The sequence below is a fragment of the Campylobacter sp. P0109 genome, assembly GCF_002138755.1.
GTDB lineage: Bacteria > Campylobacterota > Campylobacteria > Campylobacterales > Campylobacteraceae > Campylobacter > Campylobacter devanensis.
On sequence record NZ_MJKK01000008.1, the window covers coordinates 20,786 to 43,464 of the forward strand.

The following is a 22,679-nucleotide window of genomic DNA, read 5'->3' on the forward strand; positions in this document are numbered from 1 at the left end:
AGAAGCGAGATTTTCTCGCTTCCAACTCCATTGTCGTTTTTACGACGTTCTTTCAATTAACTATTCTATAGAGGTAGTAAAATGCTAAATAGCCTTTATTCTGGAAATCGTCTTAGGGTAGATTTTTCTAATGTTGCTAAAGAGATTGATGTTCCAAATTTATTACAATTACAAAAAAAGAGTTTTGATCATTTTTTAAATCTTGATAATTCACAAACCGAAAGCGGAATCGAAAAAGTATTTAAATCTATTTTTCCTATTCACGATCCGCAAAATAGACTTTCGCTTGAATATGTCAGTAGTGAAATAGGTAAGCCTAGATACACAATTAGAGAGTGTATGGAAAGAGGTTTGACATATTCTGTAAATTTAAAAATAAAAATTAGATTAATAGTTCATGATAGAGATGAAAAAACAGGTGAAAAAATTGGAGTAAAGGATATCAAAGAACAAGAGATATTTGTTCGTGAAATTCCCTTAATGACCGATAGAATTTCATTTATTATTAATGGTGTTGAGAGAGTTGTTGTTAATCAGCTGCATAGAAGTCCTGGTGTTATTTTTAAAGAAGAAGAGAGTCCTACGGTTGTAAATAAACTTATTTATACTGCTCAGATTATCCCAGATCGTGGATCTTGGTTATACTTTGAGTATGATACTAAAGATGTATTATATGTCCGTATTAATAAGCGTCGTAAGGTGCCAATTACCATTTTATTTAGGGCTTTAGGATATAAAAAACAAGATATCGTGAAGTTATTTTACCCTATGCAAACTCTAAAAATTCAAAATAATAAATTCTTAGTAGAGTTTAATCCAGATGATTTTACTGGTAGGGTTGATTATGATATTAAAGATGAAGATGGCAATATCTTACATCAAGCTGGTAAGAGATTAACTAGAAAAAAAGCTGATAAATTAATAGAAGATGGCGTTAAATTTATAGAATATCCGCTTGAAACATTGGTAAATAGATATCTCGCTAGTCCTGTTATTGATAAAGATAGCGGCGAGGTTTTATATGATACTCTTACACAACTTGATGAGAATAAAATAGCTAAAATCGCTAATGAGCAAGATAGTATAGAGATAGCAAATGATTTAGCAAATGGAGTCGATGATGCTATTATTAACTCATTTTTGCAAGATTATGAGACTCTTAAACTTCTTAAACAAACAGAAGGCGTAGAAGATGAAAATGATCTAGCTGCAATTAGAATTTATAAAGTTATGCGTCCAGGTGAGCCTGTAGTTAAAGAAGCTGCTCGAAGTTTTGTAAATGATCTATTCTTTAATCCAGAAAGATATGATCTAACCAAGGTTGGTCGTATGAAGATGAATCATAAGCTTGGATTAAATGCACCTGATTATGTAACAGTATTAACTAATGAAGATATCATTAAAACTGCTAAATATCTAATTAAGGTAAAAAATGGTCAAGGTCATATAGACGATAGAGACCATTTAGGTAATCGCCGTATTCGTTCTATTGGTGAGCTTTTAGCTAATGAGCTTCATTTAGGTTTTGTAAAAATGCAAAAGGCTATTAGGGATAAATTTACAAGCCTAAGCAACAATATCGATGAGATTATGCCATATGATCTTGTAAATCCTAAAATGATTACCACTACTATTATGGAATTCTTTACCGGTGGTCAGCTAAGTCAGTTTATGGATCAAACTAATCCACTTAGTGAAGTTACTCATAAGCGTAGATTATCAGCACTTGGTGAAGGTGGTTTAGTTAAAGAAAGAGCTGGTTTTGAGGTTCGTGACGTTCACCCTACTCATTATGGTAGAATTTGTCCAGTTGAGACCCCAGAAGGTCAAAATATCGGTCTTATAAATACTCTTTCTACATATGCTAAAGTAAATGATTTAGGCTTTGTTGAATCTCCATATCGTAAAGTAGAAAATGGTAGAGTAACAAATGAAATCGTCTATCTTACAGCAACTCAAGAAGAGGGTCATATTATTGCTCCAGCATCTACAATCTTAGATGAGAATGGTATGATTAGCGAGGATTTAATAGAGGTTAGACAAGATGGTGAGATGATACTTGCCAAAAGAGATGATGTAACACTAATTGACCTTTGTAGCGGTATGGTAATGGGTGTTGCTGCTTCATTGATTCCATTTTTAGAGCATGATGATGCTAACCGTGCGCTTATGGGTTCAAATATGCAACGCCAAGCTGTGCCTCTTTTAAAATCAACTGCACCTATTGTAGGTACAGGTATGGAAGCTATTGTAGCACGTGATGCTTGGGAAGCTATTAAAGCAAGACGTGGCGGTGTAATAGAAAAAGTTGATAATAAAAATATATTTATTCTAGGCGAAGATGAAAATGGTCCATATATAGATCAATACACCATGGAAAAAAATATGCGTACCAACCAAAATACGACATTTAGCCAACACCCAATCGTAAAAAAAGGACAAAAAGTAGAAGCTGGTCAGATAATTGCCGATGGTTCTAGTATGGATCAAGGTGAGCTAGCAATTGGTAAAAATGCCTTAATTGCCTTTATGCCGTGGAATGGATATAACTATGAAGATGCTATTGTAATGAGCGAGAGAATGATTCGCACAGATGCATTTACTAGTGTTCATATCTATGAAAAAGAGATTGAAGCTAGAGAGCTAAAAGATGGCGTAGAAGAGATCACTAGAGATATTCCTAATATGAAAGAAGAAGAGATCGAGCATCTAGATGAAAGTGGTATCGTAAGAATCGGTACTCATATTAAGCCTGGTATGATTTTAGTAGGTAAAGTATCTCCAAAAGGTGAAGTTAAGCCAACTCCAGAAGAAAGACTTCTAAGAGCAATCTTTGGCGAAAAGGCTGGCCATGTAGTAAATAAATCCCTATACGCTCCAGCAAGCATGGAAGGTGTGGTAATCGATGTTAAAATCTTTACTAAAAAAGGCTATGAAAAAGACTCAAGATCATTTAAAGCCTATGAAGATGAGAAAAATATCTTAGAAAAAGAGCATCACGATAGACTTTTAATGCTTGACCGAGAAGAGATGTTAAGAGTAACTGCTTTACTAGCTAATAACGAACTCCAAAGCGATTTAGAAGTTGGTAAAATTACATATGTAAAAGGTCAAAAGATACAAAAAGAGTATCTTGCCAACATAAATAGATTTACTCTAAATTCATATGTAAAAAGCTTTAGTAAAGATGTACAAAAAAGCTATGAAGATATGAAAGCTTACTTCCAAAATGAGAAGAAAAAATTAAAAGATGAGCATGATGCTAAGCTTGAAATTTTAGAAAAAGATGATATTTTGCCAAGTGGAGTAGTCAAACTTGTCAAAGTATATGTAGCTACTAAGCGTAAGCTAAAAGTTGGAGATAAAATGGCTGGTCGCCATGGTAATAAAGGTATTGTATCAAATATCGTTCCAGATGTAGATATGCCATATCTTCCAAATGGTAGATCAGTAGATATTGTTCTAAATCCGCTGGGCGTTCCTAGTCGTATGAATATTGGTCAAATTTTAGAAAGCCACTTAGGTCTTGTAGGTATGAAGCTTGGTGAGCAAATTCAAGAGATTTTTGATAGAAAATCAAAAGAATGGATAACAGAATTAAGAGCTAAAATGATTGAAATAGCTGATGTATCAAGACTAATGGATGCTAAAGCAATATTAGAAAAAATCGATGATGAGAAGCTAATAGAATATGCAAGAGATTGGGCAAGCGGTGTAAGATTTGCTACTCCTATATTTGAAGGGGTTAAGGCTGAAGAGTTTAGCAAATTGTTTGAGATGGCAAAGATCGATATGGATGGTAAAACTGAATTATACGATGGTAGAACCGGATCTAAGATGGCTGAGCGTGTAAATGTTGGTTGTATGTATATGCTAAAACTTCACCACCTAGTAGATGAAAAAGTCCATGCTAGAAGTACTGGTCCATATAGCTTAGTTACGCAGCAACCTGTCGGCGGTAAGGCTTTAAGCGGCGGTCAAAGATTTGGAGAGATGGAGGTTTGGGCTTTAGAAGCTTATGGTGCGGCTCATACACTTCGCGAGATGCTAACTGTAAAATCTGATGATGTTGAAGGAAGATGGTTAGCTTATAAAGCATTAACTAGAGGTGAAAATGTCCCAAGTACAGGTATTCCAGAGACATTTTTTGTTTTAACAAACGAGCTAAAATCTCTAGCACTAGATGTTGAGATTTACGATGAGGATAATGATAATGAGTGAGTTAAAACCTATAGAGATTAAAGAAGATGCAAGACCAAGGGATTTTGAAGCATTTAAATTAAGATTAGCAAGTCCTGAACGTATAAAAGCATGGAGTTATGGCGAAGTTAAAAAGCCTGAAACCATCAACTATAGAACTCTAAAACCAGAAAGAGATGGTCTATTTTGTGCTAAAATATTTGGGCCTATTAGGGATTATGAGTGCTTATGTGGCAAATATAAAAAGATGCGCTATAAGGGTATCAAATGTGAAAAATGTGGAGTTGAAGTTACAAGCTCTAAAGTTCGCCGTTCTAGAATGGCGCATATCGAGCTAGTTACCCCAGTGGCACATATTTGGTATGTAAATTCACTTCCTAGTCGTATAGGTACGCTTCTTGGTATTAAAATGAAAGACTTAGAGCGTGTATTATACTATGAAGCATATATAGTAGAAAATCCAGGCGAAGCATACTATGATAACGAAAATAGCAAAAAAGTTGAAATTTATGATGTCTTAAATGAAGAGCAATATATACTTTTAGAACAAAGATTTGCTGATAGTGGATTTAGTGCTAGAATGGGTGGTGAAGTCATCCGTGATATGCTTGAAAATTTAGATCTTGTTAGCATCTTAGAGCAGTTAAAAATAGAGATTGGAAGCACAAATAGCGAAGCTAAGAAAAAAAGTATTGTAAAAAGATTAAAAGTAGTTGAAAGTTTCTTAAATTCAGGTAATCGCCCAGAGTGGATGATGATTACAAATCTACCTGTACTTCCGCCTGATCTTCGCCCATTAGTAAGCCTAGATGGTGGTAAATTCGCAGTTAGTGATGTAAATGATCTATATAGAAGAGTTATCAATCGTAATGCAAGGCTAAAACGCCTTATGGAGCTTGATGCTCCCGAGATTATTATCCGCAATGAAAAGAGAATGCTGCAAGAATCAGTTGATGCTTTATTTGACAATGGTAGACGCGCAAATGCTGTAAAAGGTGCGAATAAACGGCCACTAAAATCTTTAAGCGAGATTATTAAAGGTAAGCAAGGGCGCTTTAGACAAAATTTGCTTGGTAAAAGGGTGGATTTCTCTGGTCGTAGCGTTATCGTAGTTGGCCCTAGACTTAGAATGGATCAGTGCGGCTTACCTAAGAAGATGGCTTTAGAGCTATTTAAGCCACATCTTTTAGCTCGCTTGGAAGAAAAAGGCTATGCGACAAATGTTAAATTAGCTAAAAAGATGATAGAAGATAAGACAAATGAAGTTTGGGAGTGTCTTGAAGAGGTTGTTGCTGATCATCCAGTACTACTAAATAGGGCGCCAACTCTACATAAAATGTCTATCCAAGCATTTCACCCAGTATTAATAGAAGGTAAGGCTATTCAGCTTCATCCGCTTGTTTGTTCAGCTTTTAACGCTGACTTTGACGGCGACCAAATGGCCGTTCATGTCCCTTTATCTCAAGAGGCAATTGCTGAGTGTAAAATTTTAATGCTTAGTTCTATGAATATCTTGCTTCCAGCAAGTGGTAAGGCTGTGACAGTCCCTAGCCAAGATATGGTTCTTGGTATATATTATCTAAGCCTTGAAAAAGTAGATGTAATAGGCTCAAATAAAATTTTTGCTAGCGTTGATGAAGTTATGATAGCAGTTGAGACTCACTTCCTTGATCTACATGCTAAGATTAAGACAATGGTAGATGGTAGGACTGTATTTACAACTGCGGGAAGATTGATTATCAAATCAATTCTACCTGATTTGGGAGAGAATTCAGTTCCAGAGAGTATGTGGAATAAGGTAATGAAGAAAAAAGACATAGCAAATTTAGTTGATTATGTCTATAAAAACGGCGGTTTAGAATCCACAGCGGGATTTTTGGATAAGCTTAAAAATTTAGGCTTTAGATACGCTACAAAAGCTGGAGTTAGCATATCAATAGCTGATATAATAGTATCTGATAGCAAATATTCATATGTAGATGAAGCCAAAAAAAGAGTTCGTGAAATTCAAAATCAATACGGCTCAGGTTTGCTAACTGATTCAGAAAGATACAATAAAATTGTTGATATATGGACAGATACAAACAACAAAGTAGCTAGCGATATGATGAAACTCATCAAAAATGATAAGAGCGGATTTAACTCTATTTATATGATGGCTGATAGCGGCGCTAGGGGTAGTGCGGCTCAAATTCGCCAACTTGCTGGTATGCGTGGTCTTATGGCTAAGCCTGATGGTAGTATTATTGAGACACCAATTACTTCAAATTTCCGTGAGGGTCTAAATGTTCTTGAGTACTTTATTTCAACACACGGCGCTAGAAAAGGTCTAGCTGATACTGCGCTTAAAACCGCAAATGCCGGATATCTAACAAGAAAACTAATTGATGTTGCTCAAAATGTTAAGATTACAATGGATGATTGTGGCACTCACGAAGGTGTTGAAATTACTGAAATCACTGAGAGTGGTGAGTTAATTGAGAGTTTAGAAGAGAGAGTTTTAGGTAGAGTATTAAGCGATGATGTTATCGATCCTATTACTAATGAAATTTTATACACAGAAGGCACATTAATCGATGAAGCTAAGGCTAGAGTAATTATCGAAGCTGGTATAAAATCAATTAGCATTAGAACACCAATTACATGTAAAGCACCAAAAGGTGTATGTGCGAAGTGTTATGGTATTAACCTTGGTGAGGGTAAATTAGTCAAACCAGGTGAAGCCGTAGGTATCATCTCAGCTCAATCAATCGGTGAGCCTGGTACTCAGCTAACGCTAAGAACTTTCCATATCGGTGGTACTGCCTCTACAGAGCAACAAGATAGACAAATAGTAGCGCAAAAAGAGGGCTTTATAAGATATTATAACCTAAAAACCTATGAAAACAATGGTAAATCTATAGTGATAAATAGACGAAACGCTGCTATATTGTTGGTTGAACCAAAGATTAAAGCTCCATTTGATGGTGTTATAGATATTGAAGTTGCTCATGAAGATGTAAATATCACTATAAAAGGCAAAAAAGATGAAGTTAAGTATGTTTTAAGAAGACATGATTTAGCTAAACCAAATGAGCTAGCCGGTGTAAGCGGTAAAATAGATGGTAAATTCTATATTCCTTACTCAAAAGGTGATGCAGTAAAAGAGAATGAAAGTATCGTAGAGATGATTAAAGATGGATGGAATATTCCAAATCGTATTCCATTTGCAAGTGAAGTTAAGGTAGCTGATGGCGATCCAGTAACTCAAGAGATTGTAGCTAGTGCGCATGGTGTGCTAAAATACTATATCTTAAAAGGTGATTATCTAGAGAGAATTAGAGAGATTAAAAAAGGCGATATAGTAGCAGAAAAAGGTCTATTTGTCGTAGTAGCGGATGAAGAAGATAGAGAGGCTGTGCGCCACTATATCCCACGAAATAGCGTAATTGAATTTGATGATAGCTCTGATGTAGTAGCTACTGATATCTTAGCTAAACCACAGGTTGATTCTAAGCTAGTTATAGCTGAGTGGGATCCATACTCAAATCCAGTAATCGCTGAAGAAGCTGGTATAGTGGCATACGAAGATATCGAGCCAGGATATAGTGTAACAGAGCAATACGATGAAGCAACAGGCGAGAGCAGGCTAGTTATTAATGAGTATCTACCAAGTGGAGTTAAACCTACAATTGTTATTACAACTGATAATGGCAAATTAATTCGCTATCAACTAGAGCCAAAAACTGCGATATTTGTCAAAGATGGTGCTACAGTTCAAAGAGCTGATACTATAGCTAAAACACCAAAAGCTGTAGCAAAATCAAAAGATATCACCGGAGGTCTTCCTAGGGTATCTGAATTATTTGAAGCTCGTCGTCCTAAAAATACAGCAATAATTGCTGAAATCGATGGCGTTATTAGATTTGAAAAGCCTTTACGCTCTAAAGAAAGAGTAGTAATAGTAGCCGAAGATGGCACAACGGCTGAGTATCTAATCGATAAATCAAGACAAATTCAAGTCCGTGATGGCGAGTTTGTTCATGCTGGTGAGAAATTAACTGATGGTTTAGTAAGTAGTCACGATGTGCTAAGAATTCTTGGAGAGAAGGCACTTCATGGATATCTAATTAGCGAAATTCAGCAAGTTTATCGCTCTCAAGGCGTTGCTATTAGTGATAAACATATTGAGATTATTGTATCTCAAATGTTAAGACAGATTAAAATTGTAGATAGTGGCGATACGAATTTCATCGTAGGCGATATGGTTAGCCGTCGTAAATTCCGTGAAGAAAATGAGAAAATCATTAAAATGGGTGGCGAGCCAGCGATCGCAGAGCCTGTGCTTTTAGGCGTTACTAGAGCAGCTATCGGTAGTGATAGCGTTATCTCTGCGGCCTCTTTCCAAGAGACTACAAAAGTGCTTACAGAAGCTAGTATAGCGGCTAAATTTGACTACCTTGAAGACTTAAAAGAAAATGTTATTTTAGGTCGTATGATACCTGTGGGTACTGGTCTTTATCAAGATAAAAAGATTAAGATGAAATATAGCGAATAGCTAGGCAATACAAGTAGTAAAATGCTACTTGTATTATTTTATAAATTTATATAAATATATCTTCTTAAATTTAGAATTTATAATAAACATAAATTTATAATAATATTAAAAAGTTTTTAAGTTGAATTGAATTTGATTTATAGTAAAATTGATACTTTAATTTAGTAATATTAAATAGCTTGTTAGATTTATATATTGGAGTTTAAATGCCAAAAGTATCAGTATTGATGCCAATTTACAGGACAAATAAAGAACACTTGCAAGAAGCGATTGAATCAATCTTAAGTCAGACTTTTAAAGATTTTGAATTTTTGATTTTAGATGATTGTCCTGATGATGACAGGCAAGATATTATTAAATTATATAAAGATGAGCGTATAAAATACTTTAAGAACGAAAAAAACCTTGGAATTACACCATCTCGTAATAAATTGATAGATATGGCAAAAGGCGAATATTTAGCTGTTATGGATCATGACGATATTTCATTGCCAACACGATTTGAAAAACAAGTTGCTTATTTAGATGAGCATCAAGATGTCGGGGTTGTTTCATCTAGTATAAAATTATTAGTAAAAAACATAATACACGCCAATCCAATTGAAAGTTATGATATAAAAATGGCGCTTATTAGAGTGTGTTCTATGATGCACCCGGCATCAATGATTAGAAAATCTATTTTAACTGATAATAATATTTACTATGAAGAGCGTTTTTCTCCGGCTGAAGATTATGCTTTGTGGTGTCGACTTATCCCTTTTACAAATTTTTATAATATTCCTGAGGTATTATTTCATTATAGAGATCATATCGAAAATACCACCAATAAACAAAAAAGTAAAATGGATCAAGCTACATTATCTATTCGCTCATTTGTAAAAGTTGAAAACCCAGCATTATATGAGGATTTCTTATTTAATATCAAGAAAATAAAAAGAATAAAGCTTTTTAGATTGATTCCTTTTTTGACTATAATTACGCAGGCAAATAGGACTAGAGTATATTTATTTGATAAAATCCTTTTATTGCAAATAAAAGAAGCAATAGAATTAAAAGGTCAAAGAATATAAAGGTTTTCACAGATAGTGACAGCATGGTTTTTATTAGTAATAATAAAAACATAAAGCATGTTTGAAAAAATATAAAGAGGTGTTATGAAATTTATTAAAACAGATATCGATGGTGTTTTTATCATTGAGCCTACGGTGTTTGAAGATGATAGGGGATATTTTTTTGAAAGTTATAATGAAGCTGAATTTATAAAAAATGGTATTACTAATCGCTTTGTGCAGGATAATCAATCAAAATCAAGCTACGGCGTGATTAGAGGATTGCATTGTCAGCTTGGAGAGTATTCTCAAGCCAAGTTGGTTAGAGTGTTACAAGGTAAAGTTTTAGATGTTGCTGTAGATATTCGTAAAGGTTCTCCAACTTTTGGTAAGCATGTCGCTGTTGAATTATCAGCAGAAAATAAACGACAATTATTTATCCCTCGTCATTTTTTACATGGATTTTCGGTTTTGAGCGAAGAAGCCATTTTTGCTTATAAATGTGATAATTTATATTGCAAAGAAGCTGAATTTGGCATTCGCTATGATGATCCTGAAATTGGAATTGATTGGAAAGTGTCAATAGACAAGATCATCACTTCAGAAAAAGATCGCTTGGCTAATAGTTTAAAGGATATTTTAAATGAGCGATAATATACTGGTTACAGGTGCAAACGGTCAGCTAGGAACAGAATTTAAAAAACTGCTTCCAAATGCGATATTTGCAGGTGTAGATGTTTTGGATATTACTGATTTAGATGCTGTTAAAAATTTTGTTCAAAAAAATAATATTAAAATAATTATCAATTGCGCTGCATATACTGCAGTTGATAAGGCTGAAGATGAGATTGAACTGGCTAAGAAAATCAATGAAGATGGGCCTCGCAATCTAGCATTATCAGGCGCTAAAATTATACATATCTCAACAGATTATGTTTTTGATGGGAATAATTATAAGCCATATTTACCGCAAGACAAGACAAATCCGATTTCAGTTTATGGTCGCACCAAACTAGCCGGGGAGTTAGCTGTATTAGAAAATGCTAAAATTGCTATTATTGTTCGAACTGCTTGGCTGTATTCAGCTCATGGGAATAATTTTGTAAAGACAATGCAGCGTTTAGGGGCAGAAAAAGAAACTTTAAATGTGGTTGCTGATCAAATCGGCAGTCCAACATTTGCCGGTGATTTAGCTCAAGCTATCGTAACCATTTTGCCACAAATGAATGAAGCTAATAAAGGTATTTATCACTATACTAATGAAGGGGTTTGCTCTTGGTATGATTTTGCGGTGAAAATTATGGAATTATCTGGACTAAGCTGCAAGGTTAATCCTATCCCTTCTTCTGCATATCCGACCAAAGCAACTCGCCCGTTTTACAGTGTGCTGAGCAAAGAAAAGATTAAAAACGTGTTTAATATTGAAATTCCTCATTGGAAGGAGGGTTTAGTAAAATGTCTAAAACAATTTTAGTTCATTGTCATATATATTATCCTAATTTTTATGAAGAACTTAAAGAGTGTATCTTAAATATATCTCCGCATAAATTTGATCTTTTTGTAACTATGGTTGCAGAAAATTCGGAAATTATAACCGATATAAAAACAACATTTCCATCTGCTAAGATAGAGATTGTTGAAAATCATGGTTACGATATTGGACCTTTTGTTCATGTATTAAATCAAGTTAATTTAGATGATTATTCTTACGTGGTAAAAATTCATACAAAACGAGATATGAAAAAAGGTTCCTTATTAAATTATTTTGATGTATCTGGTTCTAAATGGCGTAACTATGCATTGGATTTTATATCTACTGTAAATAAATTCAAATATTGTATCCAAGAATTTGAAAAAAATAACGATCTTGGGATGGTTTCTAATTATCGTTTAATTTGTAATAAGGAACTGTATGATAAAAATGCAAAAAAAGAAGCAATACAATTATTAAAGAAGCTTAGCTTTCAAAACACTGATTATGGTTTTGTTGCAGGTACAATGTTTATTGTAAGGGCTAAATTACTTAATCCTCTTCTAAAGTTACAATTAAATATAAAAGATTTTGATGTTCCTGATAGCGAGCATTCATCAAGTCTTGCTCATACAATAGAGCGTTTATTGGGTTGTTTGGTTTTAGCTGAAAAGAAAAAGATAGCTGATGTTTTAACTCCAAGACAATATTTAATTTCAATTCAAAAAATATTATTAAGATTAAAGTTTTTTGCATTTCAAAAAAAAATAAGTAGTCGTGGTGTTTTAACAGTAAAAATCTGCAAAATCCCAGTTTATTCAAAAAGGACTGACAAATGCCAATTTATGTAACAAAATCATTTATGCCACCAATTAAAGAATATGAAAAATATATTAAAAGTATTTATTCTTCCGGCATATTAACAAACCAAGGTCCTTTATCCATAGAACTTGAAAATAAATTAAGTTCTTATTTAGAAGTTAAAAATTTTCAATATGTAACTAATGGAACTATTGCGTTACAATTAGCATTGGCTGCGTTAGATATTGATGGTGGTGAAGTTATAACAACTCCATTTTCTTATGTTGCCACAACAACAAGTATCTTATGGGAGAGATGTACTCCGGTTTTTGTTGATATTGAGCCTGATAATTTTACAATAGATGTTACAAAAATAGAAGCCGCTATTACACCCAAAACACGCGCCATTATGCCAGTTCATGTTTTTGGGTATGCTTGCGATGTGGAAAAAATACAGCAAATTGCTGACAAGCATAACTTAAAAGTCATTTATGATGGAGCTCATGCATTTGCCAGTAAATTTAAAGGGAAATCCCTACTTTCATACGGTGATATAACAACATGTTCCTTTCATGCAACAAAGCTTTTTCACACAATAGAAGGTGGTGCTTGTATTATTAAAGACAAAGATATTTCTGATAAACTGGAATTGCAAAAAAAATTCGGACATTTTTATGATGATTACAAATGTGTAGGCATAAATGGTAAGCAGTCCGAATTTAATGCTGCAATGGGATTAGCAAATTATCCGTATATCAGCAAGATAATCACTGAACGCAAACGAGTTTCTAATTTGTATGATAAAGAATTATCTATTCTGGTTCAACGTCCAAAACAACAATCGGATTTAGAATATAACTATGCTTATTATCCTGTTGTCTTTAGATCTGAAGCAGACTTGTTAAAAGTTTTTGATGAATTAAAAAAACAAGATATTTATGCTCGCCGTTACTTTTGGCCGAGTCTAAATACTTTAACCTACCTAAAAGACAAATTTGATTGTCCGATATCTGAAGATATTGCTTCGCGCATTGCGTGTTTGCCGCTTTATCCGGATTTAACAAATGATGAAGCGCTGAAAATATGTATGATAATTAAGGAGAGCTTGTAATGAAACAATATGATTGCGTTTTTAGTTTAGGTGAAGCTTGTTTCATTGCAACCCATTTAAAAAATAATGGTTTGCGAATGTTTTCAGGACCATTTGATTGGATATATGGCTCAAATTTCAAAACCAGATGTGATATTTTAGTTTCAAAATTTGAAAATTATTTTAACAAAGAAGATTTGGAATTTAAAGAATATAGAGAATCAAACAAAATGGTTACGTATAGGAACAAAAGAACCAATCTTCACTATAATCATGATTTTCACTCTGATTTACCTTTTGATTATGAATACGATATTGTTAAAGAAAAATATGAACGCAGAATAAATAGATTATTAAAAATAATATCCAAAGCTAAAAAAGTGCTGATTTGTTATGGAGATTTAGCAAATACAAAAGGAGGTGCATCTTCGGATAATGAGATAATTGAATGTGTGAAAAAACTCAATGAGGTTTATGCTCCAACAAAAATTGATATGTTATACATTAAACACAATTCTGAAATGAAAAATGGTGATGTTGCCTTCAAAAGCTTAAATGACTATCTAATAATTGCAGAAACGACCACTATCACAGGCATTCCTGGTGTTATAGAAGATTGTTCAAAATCAATGAAAGCTGTTTTTCAATCAGTTAAAAGTCCTAAGCAACAGTTATTTTGTTTTTCTAATATGTTAAAGAAACTTTACAAGATAAAAGAAAATGAAAATGGAATAAAGGTTAAAATTTGCGGCATTACCATATTCAGGCAAGAATCATCATTGGTATTAGAGTATTATAAAAAGAAGTACGTTTTTAAAAACAAGAAGAATATTCAAACCATAATTCTTGGATCTTCACATGGAAATCGTGGCATAAATTCCATGTTTATGAAACAACCAACGGTTAATTTAGCAACAACATCTCAAGATTTGTATCAAAGCTATAAAATGTTTGAATATGCTTTAAAAAATTGTTCAACTATTAAAAATATAATTTTATTTTATTCTCCTTTTTCATCCGGCTTTAATATTTCTCATTCGTCAGAAAAATATCGTACCGCATTTATGAAGACTGTTTTTGGAATTAAGCCTTATAAAGAAGATAATAGTATTAATAAAAAACTATATAAAAAAGCATCTAAATGTTTTTTAAAGAATATTTCTATCAAAGCAGATAACAATCCATTGTTTGAAAGTGAAGAATTAATAGAAGAAGAAATAAAAAAACGTGCATTAAAACATATGGACTTTGCCCAAAATGATACAATGAAGGAATTTTTAATAAAAATTATTGAGTTAGCAAAACAAAAAGATATCACATTATATTGCGTAATTCCGCCATATACTGAAATGTATAAAAAATATATATCAACAGATTTTAAAAAAAAGCTGAAAGATATTTGTAATCAATATGGAATTTCTTTTATTTCCTTTTATAAAGACAAAGATTTTAATGACTCAGATTTTTACGATGCAGATCATTTAAATATACATGGTTCAATAAAGCTGACAAAGAAAATTAATGAATTTTTGGAGGCTAAACAATGAGTATAAAAAAATTTAAAACCATTTTAAAGTTTTATTATCTGGAATTTAAACGCCAAAAACTGATAAAAGAACTGAGGAAAAAGAAAAAAATAAAAGTTGCTTTTTTAGGTTATGCACTTGGAGCAAGTTGTGATTTATTTTCCGGAATATATAGTGAGTTTAAAAAAGACAAAAGATTTGAACCTTACATGGTTATTGTACCTAACTCTTATGGTTCTAAAGAAGTAATGATACAAATTCAAAATCAGGCAAAAGAATATCTGGACAGCTTGAAAATACCTTATGTTTGTGGTCATGATGAAAAAGATGATGTTTTTGTAGATATTGCAAAAACAATAAATCCCGATATTGTTTTTATGTGTCACCATTATGATTGGTTTCCTAAAGAGTTTAAAATCGACAATTTTAGAGAAAAGCTTGTATATATAACTCCATATAGCTACTTCCTAGATGATAATTTAAAATACAATTCTAATACTAATGCGTATATGTATGCACATAAGTGCTTTTTTGAAACAAAAGATTTATCCCAAATGTGGAAAAATGCTTCTGCTGTCAAAAAAAATAAAGAAGGAGAATTTTTAGGCTATTTAAAAGTTGACAATATACTGTTTAGCCAAAATAGTTTTAAAGATGTTTGGAAAATTAAAGATAAAGCAATAAAAAGAATTATATGGGCACCACATCATTTGGATGCTCCGTTGTCAAATTTTTTGGAATATAAGGATTTATTCTTAAGTTTGGCTCAAACCAGAACAGATATTCAATTTGCTTTTAGACCTCACCCTGGGTTAAAAGGCTCTCTTCAACGTGTTGCTCATTGGAATAAAACTGAGATTGATAATTATTATCAATCTTGGCAAGATTTACCTAATGCTTTTGTCTCTGAAGGCGAGTTTATTGATTTGTTCTTTTCTTCTGATGCGATGATATTGGATTCTATATCTTTTATCGCTGAATATTTTATTACAGGCAAGCCAATGTGTATACAAACACCTAAGCATAATTTTAAGTTTAATTCTTTCACAGAAAAACTTAAAGATAATTTGTATAAATCAAATTGTTATGACGATGTTATTAATTTTGTGGATAACATAGTATGTTCAAAACAAGATTCTTCTTTAAGTAATCATCGCCAACAAATTATTTATGACCAGTTTTTACCACCAAACAATAAATCAGCAGCTTTTAATATATATGATTATATATGTAACGAAATTTTTAAGGAGAAGATATAATGAAATTATTTACAATAGGTCCTGTTGAAATGTACCCATCAACACGCGCTGTAAGAATTAAAGGAGTACAGCATTTTCGTACTACTGAATATGGAAATTTGGTAAAGTCAAGCTTAAAACGTTTGCAAAATTTGCTAGGTACTACAACAGAAGATGGATTAATTTATATGGCATCATCCGGCACCGGTGCTATGGACGCGGTAATAGATAATTGCCTCACTAAAGATGATAACGTACTAATTATTAATGGAGGTGCTTTTGGTCATCGTTTTTGTGAGTTGTGTGACTGGTATAAAATAAAATACTCATCAATTGATTTAGCTTGGAATGAAACGTTAACGGCTGAACATTTACATCCGTACAATAATCAAAAATATACAGCACTGATTGTTAATTTACATGAAACAGGAACGGGACAGTTGTATGACATAAAAATATTATCTGAATTTTGCCACAGTAACAATATGTATTTGATTGTTGATGCGATAAGTACATTTTTAGCCGATGATTATGAGATGGATAAATATGGAATTGATATTACCATCTTTTCATCACAAAAGGGGTTGTGCTTATCCCCTGGAATGTCTTTTGTTGCTTTTTCCGAACGTATGAAAAAACGTATTTTGGAACTACCCAATCCTCAAAGCTACTATTTTAATTTTAAAAATTATATTGGTAATATAGATAGAGGACAAACACCTTTTACTCCGCCCGTATGTGTTATGTATGAATTGGAGGATATGCTTAATATGATAGATGAGGCAGGTGGAAAAGAACAATGGTTAGCAAAGATTGATGAAAAAGCTAAATATTTTAGAGCTAAAGCAAAGTCTCTAGGCTTTAAGTTGCCGGAATTTCCTCAATCTAATTTATTGACATCTTTGTATTTTGAAGAGGTTAGCGCTTATGACGTATTTGTATACCTGAAAGATAATTTTCAAATATACATAAATCCTTGTGGAGGAGAGCTTGCAACTAAGTTGTTCCGAGTATCACACATTGGCAATACTTCTGTTTCTGATATTGATGATTTGTTTGATAAAATTCAAATTGCAATAAAAGAAATAAAAAGAGGTAAGAAAAATGATTAAAAATAAGATTGTTGTATACACTTCTGGTACATTTGACATGCTTCATGCCAATCATTTAAAAATGATTGAATATGCAAGAGCTTTAGGAGATATACTTATCGTAGGTGTAAACACTGATGAATTAGTGGCATCATACAAATCTCAACCCATTATTCCGTTTGAAGAAAGGATAGCTCTTGTTAAAGCTTTAAAATATCCTGATATCGTAATTCCGCAAAAATCATTAGACCATACAGATAAAGTAAAAAAATTAAACTTTGATATATTTGTTGTTGGAGATGATTGGTCTGGAAAATACGATTATTTAGAGGAACAAGGAGTCGATGTTATCTATTTTCCTTACGGGCAAGGTATTAGCTCAAGTTCACTAAAGAAACGAATTTATGATAATTATAAAAAATTACAAGATGCGGCAAATAATCACTTTCCTTTAGATGCCGAAACAAAGGAAGATAACAAATGAAACCTAAAGTAAGCATTATTTGTACAACGTATAATCATAAAGATTTTATAGGTAAAGCTTTGGATAGCTTTGTTATGCAAAAAACAAACTTTCCTTTTGAGGTTATTGTTCACGATGATGCTTCTACCGACGGTACAACAGAGATAATTAGGGATTATGAAAAAAAATATCCTGATATTATCAAACCGATTTACCAAAAAGAAAATCAATTTTCACAAGGAAAAGATATAATAATTGACTGTATGTTGGAGTATATTCAAGGCGAATATGTTGCAATGAATGAAGGTGATGATTTTTGGATAGATGAAAACAAACTACAACGACAAGTAGATTTTTTGGATGCTAATCCCGATTTTAGTGTTTGTTTTCATCCGGTGAAAGTAGTGTGGGAAGATAACTCTCAACCAGAAAGTATTTTTCCAACCTCGGATTTAAGATTTCATAAAGATACATTGACTTTGAAAGATTTATTAAAACACAACTTTATTCAAACAAATTCTGTAATGTATCGTTGGTGTCTAAAAAAAGAAATGTGGCCTCAAAAAAGAATATTGCCGTGCGATTATTTGTGGCACTTGTTACATGCAAAACATGGTAAAATAGGCTTTTTACCACAAGTTATGAGTGTTTATCGCAGGAATCAAGGTGGAATTTGGACAGGAGCCGGAGAAACAGATGAATGGTTTTTGCGTTGTGGTATTCCTCATATTAGATTTTTTCAGATATTGGAAAGTATGTTTAATATAGACCAAACGAACAACATCATATATATGGGACACAGGATGATACATATACTTTTACAACGCAAGGATTTCGCAACCATAGAGCAAATGTCAGAAGAATTTTCAGAATTATGGGAAAAATTTATTCCATCTCTATTAGCCAAAAATGACCATAAAAAGCAACGTCGACTAAAAAGGAAAATATCATTTTTTAGATTGTTATCTGCGATACTGTTTATAATAATACTTTATTTAATTGTTGGGAGATAAATATGAAATCTAATTTTTATACAGAACAGGAATTATCTGAACTTGGCTTAAAATCATTTGATATTTTACGGAGAATAGTATATATTTTAGAAAGGTTAAGATGAGCATGAAAATAGCAATAATGCAGCCTTATTTATTTCCTTATATTGGTTATTGGCAGTTAATTAATATGGTTGATGAATTTATTTTACTTGATGATGTTAGTTTTATAACTCGAGGATACATAAATAGAAATTCAATTTTACTTAATGGAAAAGATTATTTATTTTCAATTCCTTTAAATAAGCCTTCTCAAAATAAATTAATTAAAGATACTCAATTAAAGTTTTTTGATAAAGATAAAATTAATTTTTTAAAAACTATAAATATGCCATACAAAAAAGCCCCTTATTTTCATAATGCTTACCCAGTGATTGAAAAATGTATTTTGAATGATGAAATAAATTTATCTAAATATATTGATTTTTCTATAAAACAAATATGCGATTACTTGTCAATTAATACAAAAATTTCTAAATCTTCCAATATATTAAAAGAAGAATCGCTTAAAGCTCAAGATAGAATTATATATATAAATCAAGTTAAAAAATCTACTATTTATATTAATCCAATTGGTGGATTGGAATTATACAATAAAGAAGACTTTTTAAATAATAATATCAAGCTTTATTTTTTTGAAAACTAATCAAATTATTTATAAACAATTCAAAAATGAATTTGTCCCTAATTTATCTATAATTGATGTAATGATGTTTAATAATAAAGAAGAGATTAAAAAAATATTAGAGGAGTGTGTTCTTGTATGAACAAAAAATTTGAAATAATCGTTTGTGCTTCTGGTGGCGGTGGAAATTTTCAAAAAATTATCGATAAACAAAATTTGATTGGTTATAAAATCGTCAAGTTAATTTGCGATAAGGAATGTGCGGCGATAAAGCGTGCTGTTGATAATAACATTGAATATGTTTTAATTGACAAAAAAAAGTTAAAGCCAACAGAATTTGAAAAACAAATAAAAAAAGAATTGGATATTAATCCAGATTTAATTGTATTAGCAGGTTTTATGACAATATTATCAAAAGATATTTGTTGCATGTTTGGCAATAAAATTATTAACACACATCCCTCATTATTGCCGAAATATGGCGGGAAAGGTATGTATGGTGTAAAAGTACAAGAATCTGTAATGAAAAATAAAGAAGTTTATGCAGGATGTTCTACTCATTTTGTTACTTCAGAAATAGATGCTGGTGAAATAATATTTCAAGAAAAAATTAAGATAGATTATTCGCTCACCCCTTGGGAATTAGGTGGAAAAATTTTTGACTTAGAGGGTGACTTGCTAATTAAAACAATACAAAACATTATGTTTAAGTGAAAAATATAAATTTCTGATATTTATACTTAAAAAAGATTAATAATAAATCTGGGTCAGAAATCGACAAAAGAATAAAAAGCTATTCTTGATAAAGACCGGTATCTTGCTGTAGATGAAAATAAGATTTTTAATAAAATTTACAGAATAATGTGATGTTGGATATTGTATATGATGTACAAGCGGATCTTGATGCACTAAATCTGATTAATGGTAAAAAAGGGGGAGGGGGAGCAGCTTTACTTTTATTAGCTTGGATTTTAAAAAGTCATTTTAGTATTAAAAAATAATGCCAAAGTATAGCATTTTGTAAGATATTTAGCGCTATAATAAGCAAAGATTTTGCTAATACAGCAATAAAAATTTCTTATATAGTATTTGGATTGATATGCATTATAGTAATATACTTAAATGAGTGAGCGTTATAATAGGCGCTTGTTTATTTGCTAAAATCATTTGATGGACGGGATTGTAATATTTTTGTAATATTTACAAAATAATGTTAAAATACCAACTGTTGAAAGAATTATATATTTGTGGAGGAAGCTATATGAGTGGATTATGTGGGGGGGGTGTATAAGAAACATAGATATTAATGAAATGATCAATGAATTACAGACAACGCCAAATGTAGAAAGAAAAGATATTTTTACTGATGAGTTAGTGAGTATATCTCAAGTTTCATTAAAAGCAAATTTATTTAAAAGCTATAATAAAAATGATATTATCATTTTTGTAGAGGGTTACTGTTATAATATAGAAGAGTTAAATTTGTTATTTAAAACCAAATATGAGACATTTCAGGAATTTATATATTGGGCATATAATAAAAATTGTTTAAAAGATTTTTTTAATAAAGTTGATGGTTATTTTCATGCTGTAATTTACGATAAAATTAAAAAGAAGATTTTTTTAATTTCAGATCGATTAGGAACCCGTTTTTTATTTTTTTATTATAAAGATGGCGTATTTGCTTTTTCTGGTGAAGTCAAGGGAATTTTGGCTATAAAAGAGATAGATAGAGAAATTGATAAAAATTCTTTTGAATGCTTTGTCAATGGAGGAAGTAATTTTTATTTATTAAATGATAATACTATGTTTAAAAATATAAAATTATTAAATCCTTCAACAATCCTAGAGTATGATATCAAAAATAATATTTTATCTCAACAGTATTACTGGAAATTTAGTGAAATCAAAAAAACAAATATTTCATATGAAGATTCTATTGATATATTGCATAATTTAATCGAGGACGCTGTTTTAAAAAGAATTTCTAAAATTGACTTAAGTAACGCACAGCTACCATTATCTGGAGGGTTGGATTCCAGATTAATTTTTGCAATATTGAATAAATATGATAAAATGCCAGCACATATATTTACTAATGGCACAAAAGATTGCACAGATGTGGTTTTTGCGAAGAGGCTTTGTAAAAAGTTTGGATATAAGCATAGCTTAAATTTGCCGATGGGATATTCAAATTATATTGAAAACGGAAAAGATTATCCCTGGGAAACAGATGGTATGCTGATATATATTGAACAAGGGAGCTATAAGCCTATAGAAAAATATCATTATAGTTTATGCGGTTATGTTGGGGATATGGTTTTTGGAGAGACTTTTAAGCAGAATAGCGACTTTTTGGATCAAAGAATAAACGCAACAATTGCTAAGCATTTTTACGGAGAATACTATGAATTTTCAGATTATAATAATGATTTTTATAATATAGATAAGATTGAGCCGCACTTGTTTATGAATATGGTTAGAAGATATACCGCCCAAATGCTTAATTATGGTAACAACTATAATGAGTATTTGTTGCCATTTATCGATAACAAAATAATAGAATTTGTCTACTCAATTCCAGATAAATATAGGGCTCATAATCATTTATATGCAGATTTGTTGTTAAAGTTTTATCCGGAATATTACAATGATATACCTTGGAATAGATATAATTTGCCAATTCAAGGGAGAATTTATAAAAATAACAAAAAAAATATAAATGCCTTAATGGAAAAAATTGAAAATTTAAATTTTCTCAGTAAAAAGCAGAAAAATTCAATAAAAAAAAGAATCAATATTAATAATTTAATTTATAAGCGCACATTTCATGTTTATGACAAAGAATTATCTAATGATCTCAATATAAAATACATAAAAGAAAATTATATTAATAGTAATTCGATTTTAAAAAATTATGTTTCATATTCTAGCTGGAAAGATATCGAAAAGTTTGTTGAGCATAAGAATGCTTGGAAAATAGCTCTTATATTAACTGCAGAATTCTATTTGCGTTCATTTAGTAAAAAATATCTTAATTAGCAAGGCATGTAAATTGGTATACTTAAAAACGACAACTAAGTAAATAATTGGGAGTTTGGTTGCAAAAATATAATTTAAAAATTATCGAGAATCATGCTTAAATTTATAATGCATATTGCAGGAGTAAAAGATAGCGAAAGCTCTGGTAGGATTAATAATATTTTTTGATTATTTAGGCGCCATATAAGGGGTTTAGCGCTATAATAACAAGCAAAGATGAATAAAACTATTATTTTAAATTTACTTTGCAAGAGTATAATGAAATAAGGAAAAAAATATATTAAATTTTGTGCTATATGATAATTAAAATTTATTTTATAGCATAATAGAGAAAGTTAAAGTTCTAAAAATAAAAATATAACTTAGAATTTGATAAAAATTTATAAATAAAGTATTAACACTTTATTTATCGGAGTAATTTTATGATGCCATTTCTAGATTTAAAATCAATAAATTCCAAGTATAAAGATGAGATAAAAGCTAGGATTGATGGG

The 22,679-nt window shown here is 31.4% G+C and carries 16 protein-coding genes; all 16 read left to right on the forward strand.

The features are described 5' to 3' along the window. The first annotated feature begins 81 nt into the window (after nt 1-81). The 16 genes from rpoB to CIGNP109_RS07640 all read left to right on the forward strand — a co-directional run bounded on the left by rpoB (nt 82) and on the right by CIGNP109_RS07640 (nt 22,185). Entirely contained in the window at nt 82-4,221 is a 4,140-nt protein-coding gene (gene rpoB / locus CIGNP109_RS07570; RefSeq protein ID WP_086228805.1) for a DNA-directed RNA polymerase subunit beta, read from the forward strand. Then, nucleotides 4,214-8,737 (forward strand): DNA-directed RNA polymerase subunit beta', encoded by a 4,524-nt coding sequence (gene rpoC / locus CIGNP109_RS07575; protein ID WP_086228806.1) that lies wholly within the window; start codon nt 4,214-4,216, stop codon nt 8,735-8,737. The genes rpoB and rpoC overlap by 8 nt, the downstream gene beginning before the upstream one ends. Before the next feature lie 206 nt (nt 8,738-8,943). Then, the gene (locus tag CIGNP109_RS07580; RefSeq protein WP_086228807.1) at nt 8,944-9,807 is read left to right on the forward strand and encodes a glycosyltransferase family 2 protein; all 864 of its coding nucleotides are present in this window, start codon (nt 8,944-8,946) and stop codon (nt 9,805-9,807) included. Between the two features lie 84 nt (nt 9,808-9,891). Beyond that, entirely contained in the window at nt 9,892-10,440 is a 549-nt protein-coding gene (gene rfbC, locus CIGNP109_RS07585) for a dTDP-4-dehydrorhamnose 3,5-epimerase (RefSeq protein ID WP_086228808.1), read from the forward strand. Further along, nucleotides 10,430-11,260, forward strand: a complete 831-nt coding sequence (gene rfbD, locus CIGNP109_RS07590) for a dTDP-4-dehydrorhamnose reductase (protein ID WP_086228809.1) — start codon at nt 10,430-10,432, stop codon at nt 11,258-11,260. Before rfbC ends, rfbD begins: the two co-directional genes overlap by 11 nt. Beyond that, nucleotides 11,242-12,108 carry a rhamnan synthesis F family protein gene (locus CIGNP109_RS07595; protein WP_086228810.1) on the forward strand — a complete coding sequence of 289 codons (867 nt, stop codon included), beginning with the start codon at nt 11,242-11,244 and terminating at the stop codon, nt 12,106-12,108. Before rfbD ends, CIGNP109_RS07595 begins: the two co-directional genes overlap by 19 nt. Continuing rightward, nucleotides 12,093-13,169: a DegT/DnrJ/EryC1/StrS family aminotransferase gene (locus CIGNP109_RS07600; RefSeq protein ID WP_086228811.1), complete on the forward strand. Its 1,077-nt coding sequence runs from the start codon at nt 12,093-12,095 to the stop codon at nt 13,167-13,169. Before CIGNP109_RS07595 ends, CIGNP109_RS07600 begins: the two co-directional genes overlap by 16 nt. After that, a complete protein-coding gene (locus CIGNP109_RS07605; protein WP_086228812.1) occupies nt 13,169-14,695 on the forward strand; it encodes a DUF1796 family putative cysteine peptidase in 1,527 nt (508 codons plus the stop codon). Before CIGNP109_RS07600 ends, CIGNP109_RS07605 begins: the two co-directional genes overlap by 1 nt. Continuing rightward, nucleotides 14,692-15,933 (forward strand): hypothetical protein, encoded by a 1,242-nt coding sequence (locus CIGNP109_RS07610; protein WP_086228813.1) that lies wholly within the window; start codon nt 14,692-14,694, stop codon nt 15,931-15,933. The genes CIGNP109_RS07605 and CIGNP109_RS07610 overlap by 4 nt, the downstream gene beginning before the upstream one ends. Then, entirely contained in the window at nt 15,933-17,024 is a 1,092-nt protein-coding gene (locus CIGNP109_RS07615) for a pyridoxal-phosphate-dependent aminotransferase family protein (protein ID WP_086228814.1), read from the forward strand. Before CIGNP109_RS07610 ends, CIGNP109_RS07615 begins: the two co-directional genes overlap by 1 nt. Next, nucleotides 17,017-17,487, forward strand: a complete 471-nt coding sequence (locus CIGNP109_RS07620; RefSeq protein WP_086228815.1) for an adenylyltransferase/cytidyltransferase family protein — start codon at nt 17,017-17,019, stop codon at nt 17,485-17,487. Before CIGNP109_RS07615 ends, CIGNP109_RS07620 begins: the two co-directional genes overlap by 8 nt. Beyond that, nucleotides 17,484-18,479 carry a glycosyltransferase family 2 protein gene (locus CIGNP109_RS07625; RefSeq protein ID WP_086228816.1) on the forward strand — a complete coding sequence of 332 codons (996 nt, stop codon included), beginning with the start codon at nt 17,484-17,486 and terminating at the stop codon, nt 18,477-18,479. The genes CIGNP109_RS07620 and CIGNP109_RS07625 overlap by 4 nt, the downstream gene beginning before the upstream one ends. A gap of 106 nt (nt 18,480-18,585) precedes the next feature. After that, on the forward strand, nt 18,586-19,164 hold the full coding sequence (locus CIGNP109_RS07630; RefSeq protein ID WP_201789958.1) for a WbqC family protein: 579 nt from the start codon (nt 18,586-18,588) through the stop codon (nt 19,162-19,164). Beyond that, a complete protein-coding gene (locus CIGNP109_RS08875) occupies nt 19,154-19,285 on the forward strand; it encodes a WbqC family protein (protein WP_201789959.1) in 132 nt (43 codons plus the stop codon). Before CIGNP109_RS07630 ends, CIGNP109_RS08875 begins: the two co-directional genes overlap by 11 nt. Then, entirely contained in the window at nt 19,282-19,857 is a 576-nt protein-coding gene (locus CIGNP109_RS07635) for a formyltransferase family protein (protein WP_086228817.1), read from the forward strand. Before CIGNP109_RS08875 ends, CIGNP109_RS07635 begins: the two co-directional genes overlap by 4 nt. Before the next feature lie 558 nt (nt 19,858-20,415). Beyond that, complete coding sequence (locus tag CIGNP109_RS07640; protein ID WP_086228818.1) at nt 20,416-22,185, forward strand: asparagine synthase-related protein; 1,770 nt, start codon at nt 20,416-20,418, stop codon at nt 22,183-22,185. The last annotated feature ends 494 nt before the right edge of the window (nt 22,186-22,679 follow it).

Excerpts from the sequence above, each read along its gene's own strand:
- rpoB (WP_086228805.1), top strand. The coding sequence starts at position 82 with ATGCTAAATAGCCTTTATTCTGGAAATCGTCTTAGGGTAGATTTTTCT.
- rpoC (WP_086228806.1), top strand. The coding sequence starts at position 4,214 with ATGAGTGAGTTAAAACCTATAGAGATTAAAGAAGATGCAAGACCAAGG.
- CIGNP109_RS07580 (WP_086228807.1), top strand. The coding sequence starts at position 8,944 with ATGCCAAAAGTATCAGTATTGATGCCAATTTACAGGACAAATAAAGAA.
- rfbC (WP_086228808.1), top strand. The coding sequence starts at position 9,892 with ATGAAATTTATTAAAACAGATATCGATGGTGTTTTTATCATTGAGCCT.
- rfbD (WP_086228809.1), top strand. The coding sequence starts at position 10,430 with ATGAGCGATAATATACTGGTTACAGGTGCAAACGGTCAGCTAGGAACA.
- CIGNP109_RS07595 (WP_086228810.1), top strand. The coding sequence starts at position 11,242 with ATGTCTAAAACAATTTTAGTTCATTGTCATATATATTATCCTAATTTT.
- CIGNP109_RS07600 (WP_086228811.1), top strand. The coding sequence starts at position 12,093 with ATGCCAATTTATGTAACAAAATCATTTATGCCACCAATTAAAGAATAT.
- CIGNP109_RS07605 (WP_086228812.1), top strand. The coding sequence starts at position 13,169 with ATGAAACAATATGATTGCGTTTTTAGTTTAGGTGAAGCTTGTTTCATT.
- CIGNP109_RS07610 (WP_086228813.1), top strand. The coding sequence starts at position 14,692 with ATGAGTATAAAAAAATTTAAAACCATTTTAAAGTTTTATTATCTGGAA.
- CIGNP109_RS07615 (WP_086228814.1), top strand. The coding sequence starts at position 15,933 with ATGAAATTATTTACAATAGGTCCTGTTGAAATGTACCCATCAACACGC.
- CIGNP109_RS07620 (WP_086228815.1), top strand. The coding sequence starts at position 17,017 with ATGATTAAAAATAAGATTGTTGTATACACTTCTGGTACATTTGACATG.
- CIGNP109_RS07625 (WP_086228816.1), top strand. The coding sequence starts at position 17,484 with ATGAAACCTAAAGTAAGCATTATTTGTACAACGTATAATCATAAAGAT.
- CIGNP109_RS07630 (WP_201789958.1), top strand. The coding sequence starts at position 18,586 with ATGAAAATAGCAATAATGCAGCCTTATTTATTTCCTTATATTGGTTAT.
- CIGNP109_RS07635 (WP_086228817.1), top strand. The coding sequence starts at position 19,282 with ATGAACAAAAAATTTGAAATAATCGTTTGTGCTTCTGGTGGCGGTGGA.
- CIGNP109_RS07640 (WP_086228818.1), top strand. The coding sequence starts at position 20,416 with ATGTGGGGGGGGTGTATAAGAAACATAGATATTAATGAAATGATCAAT.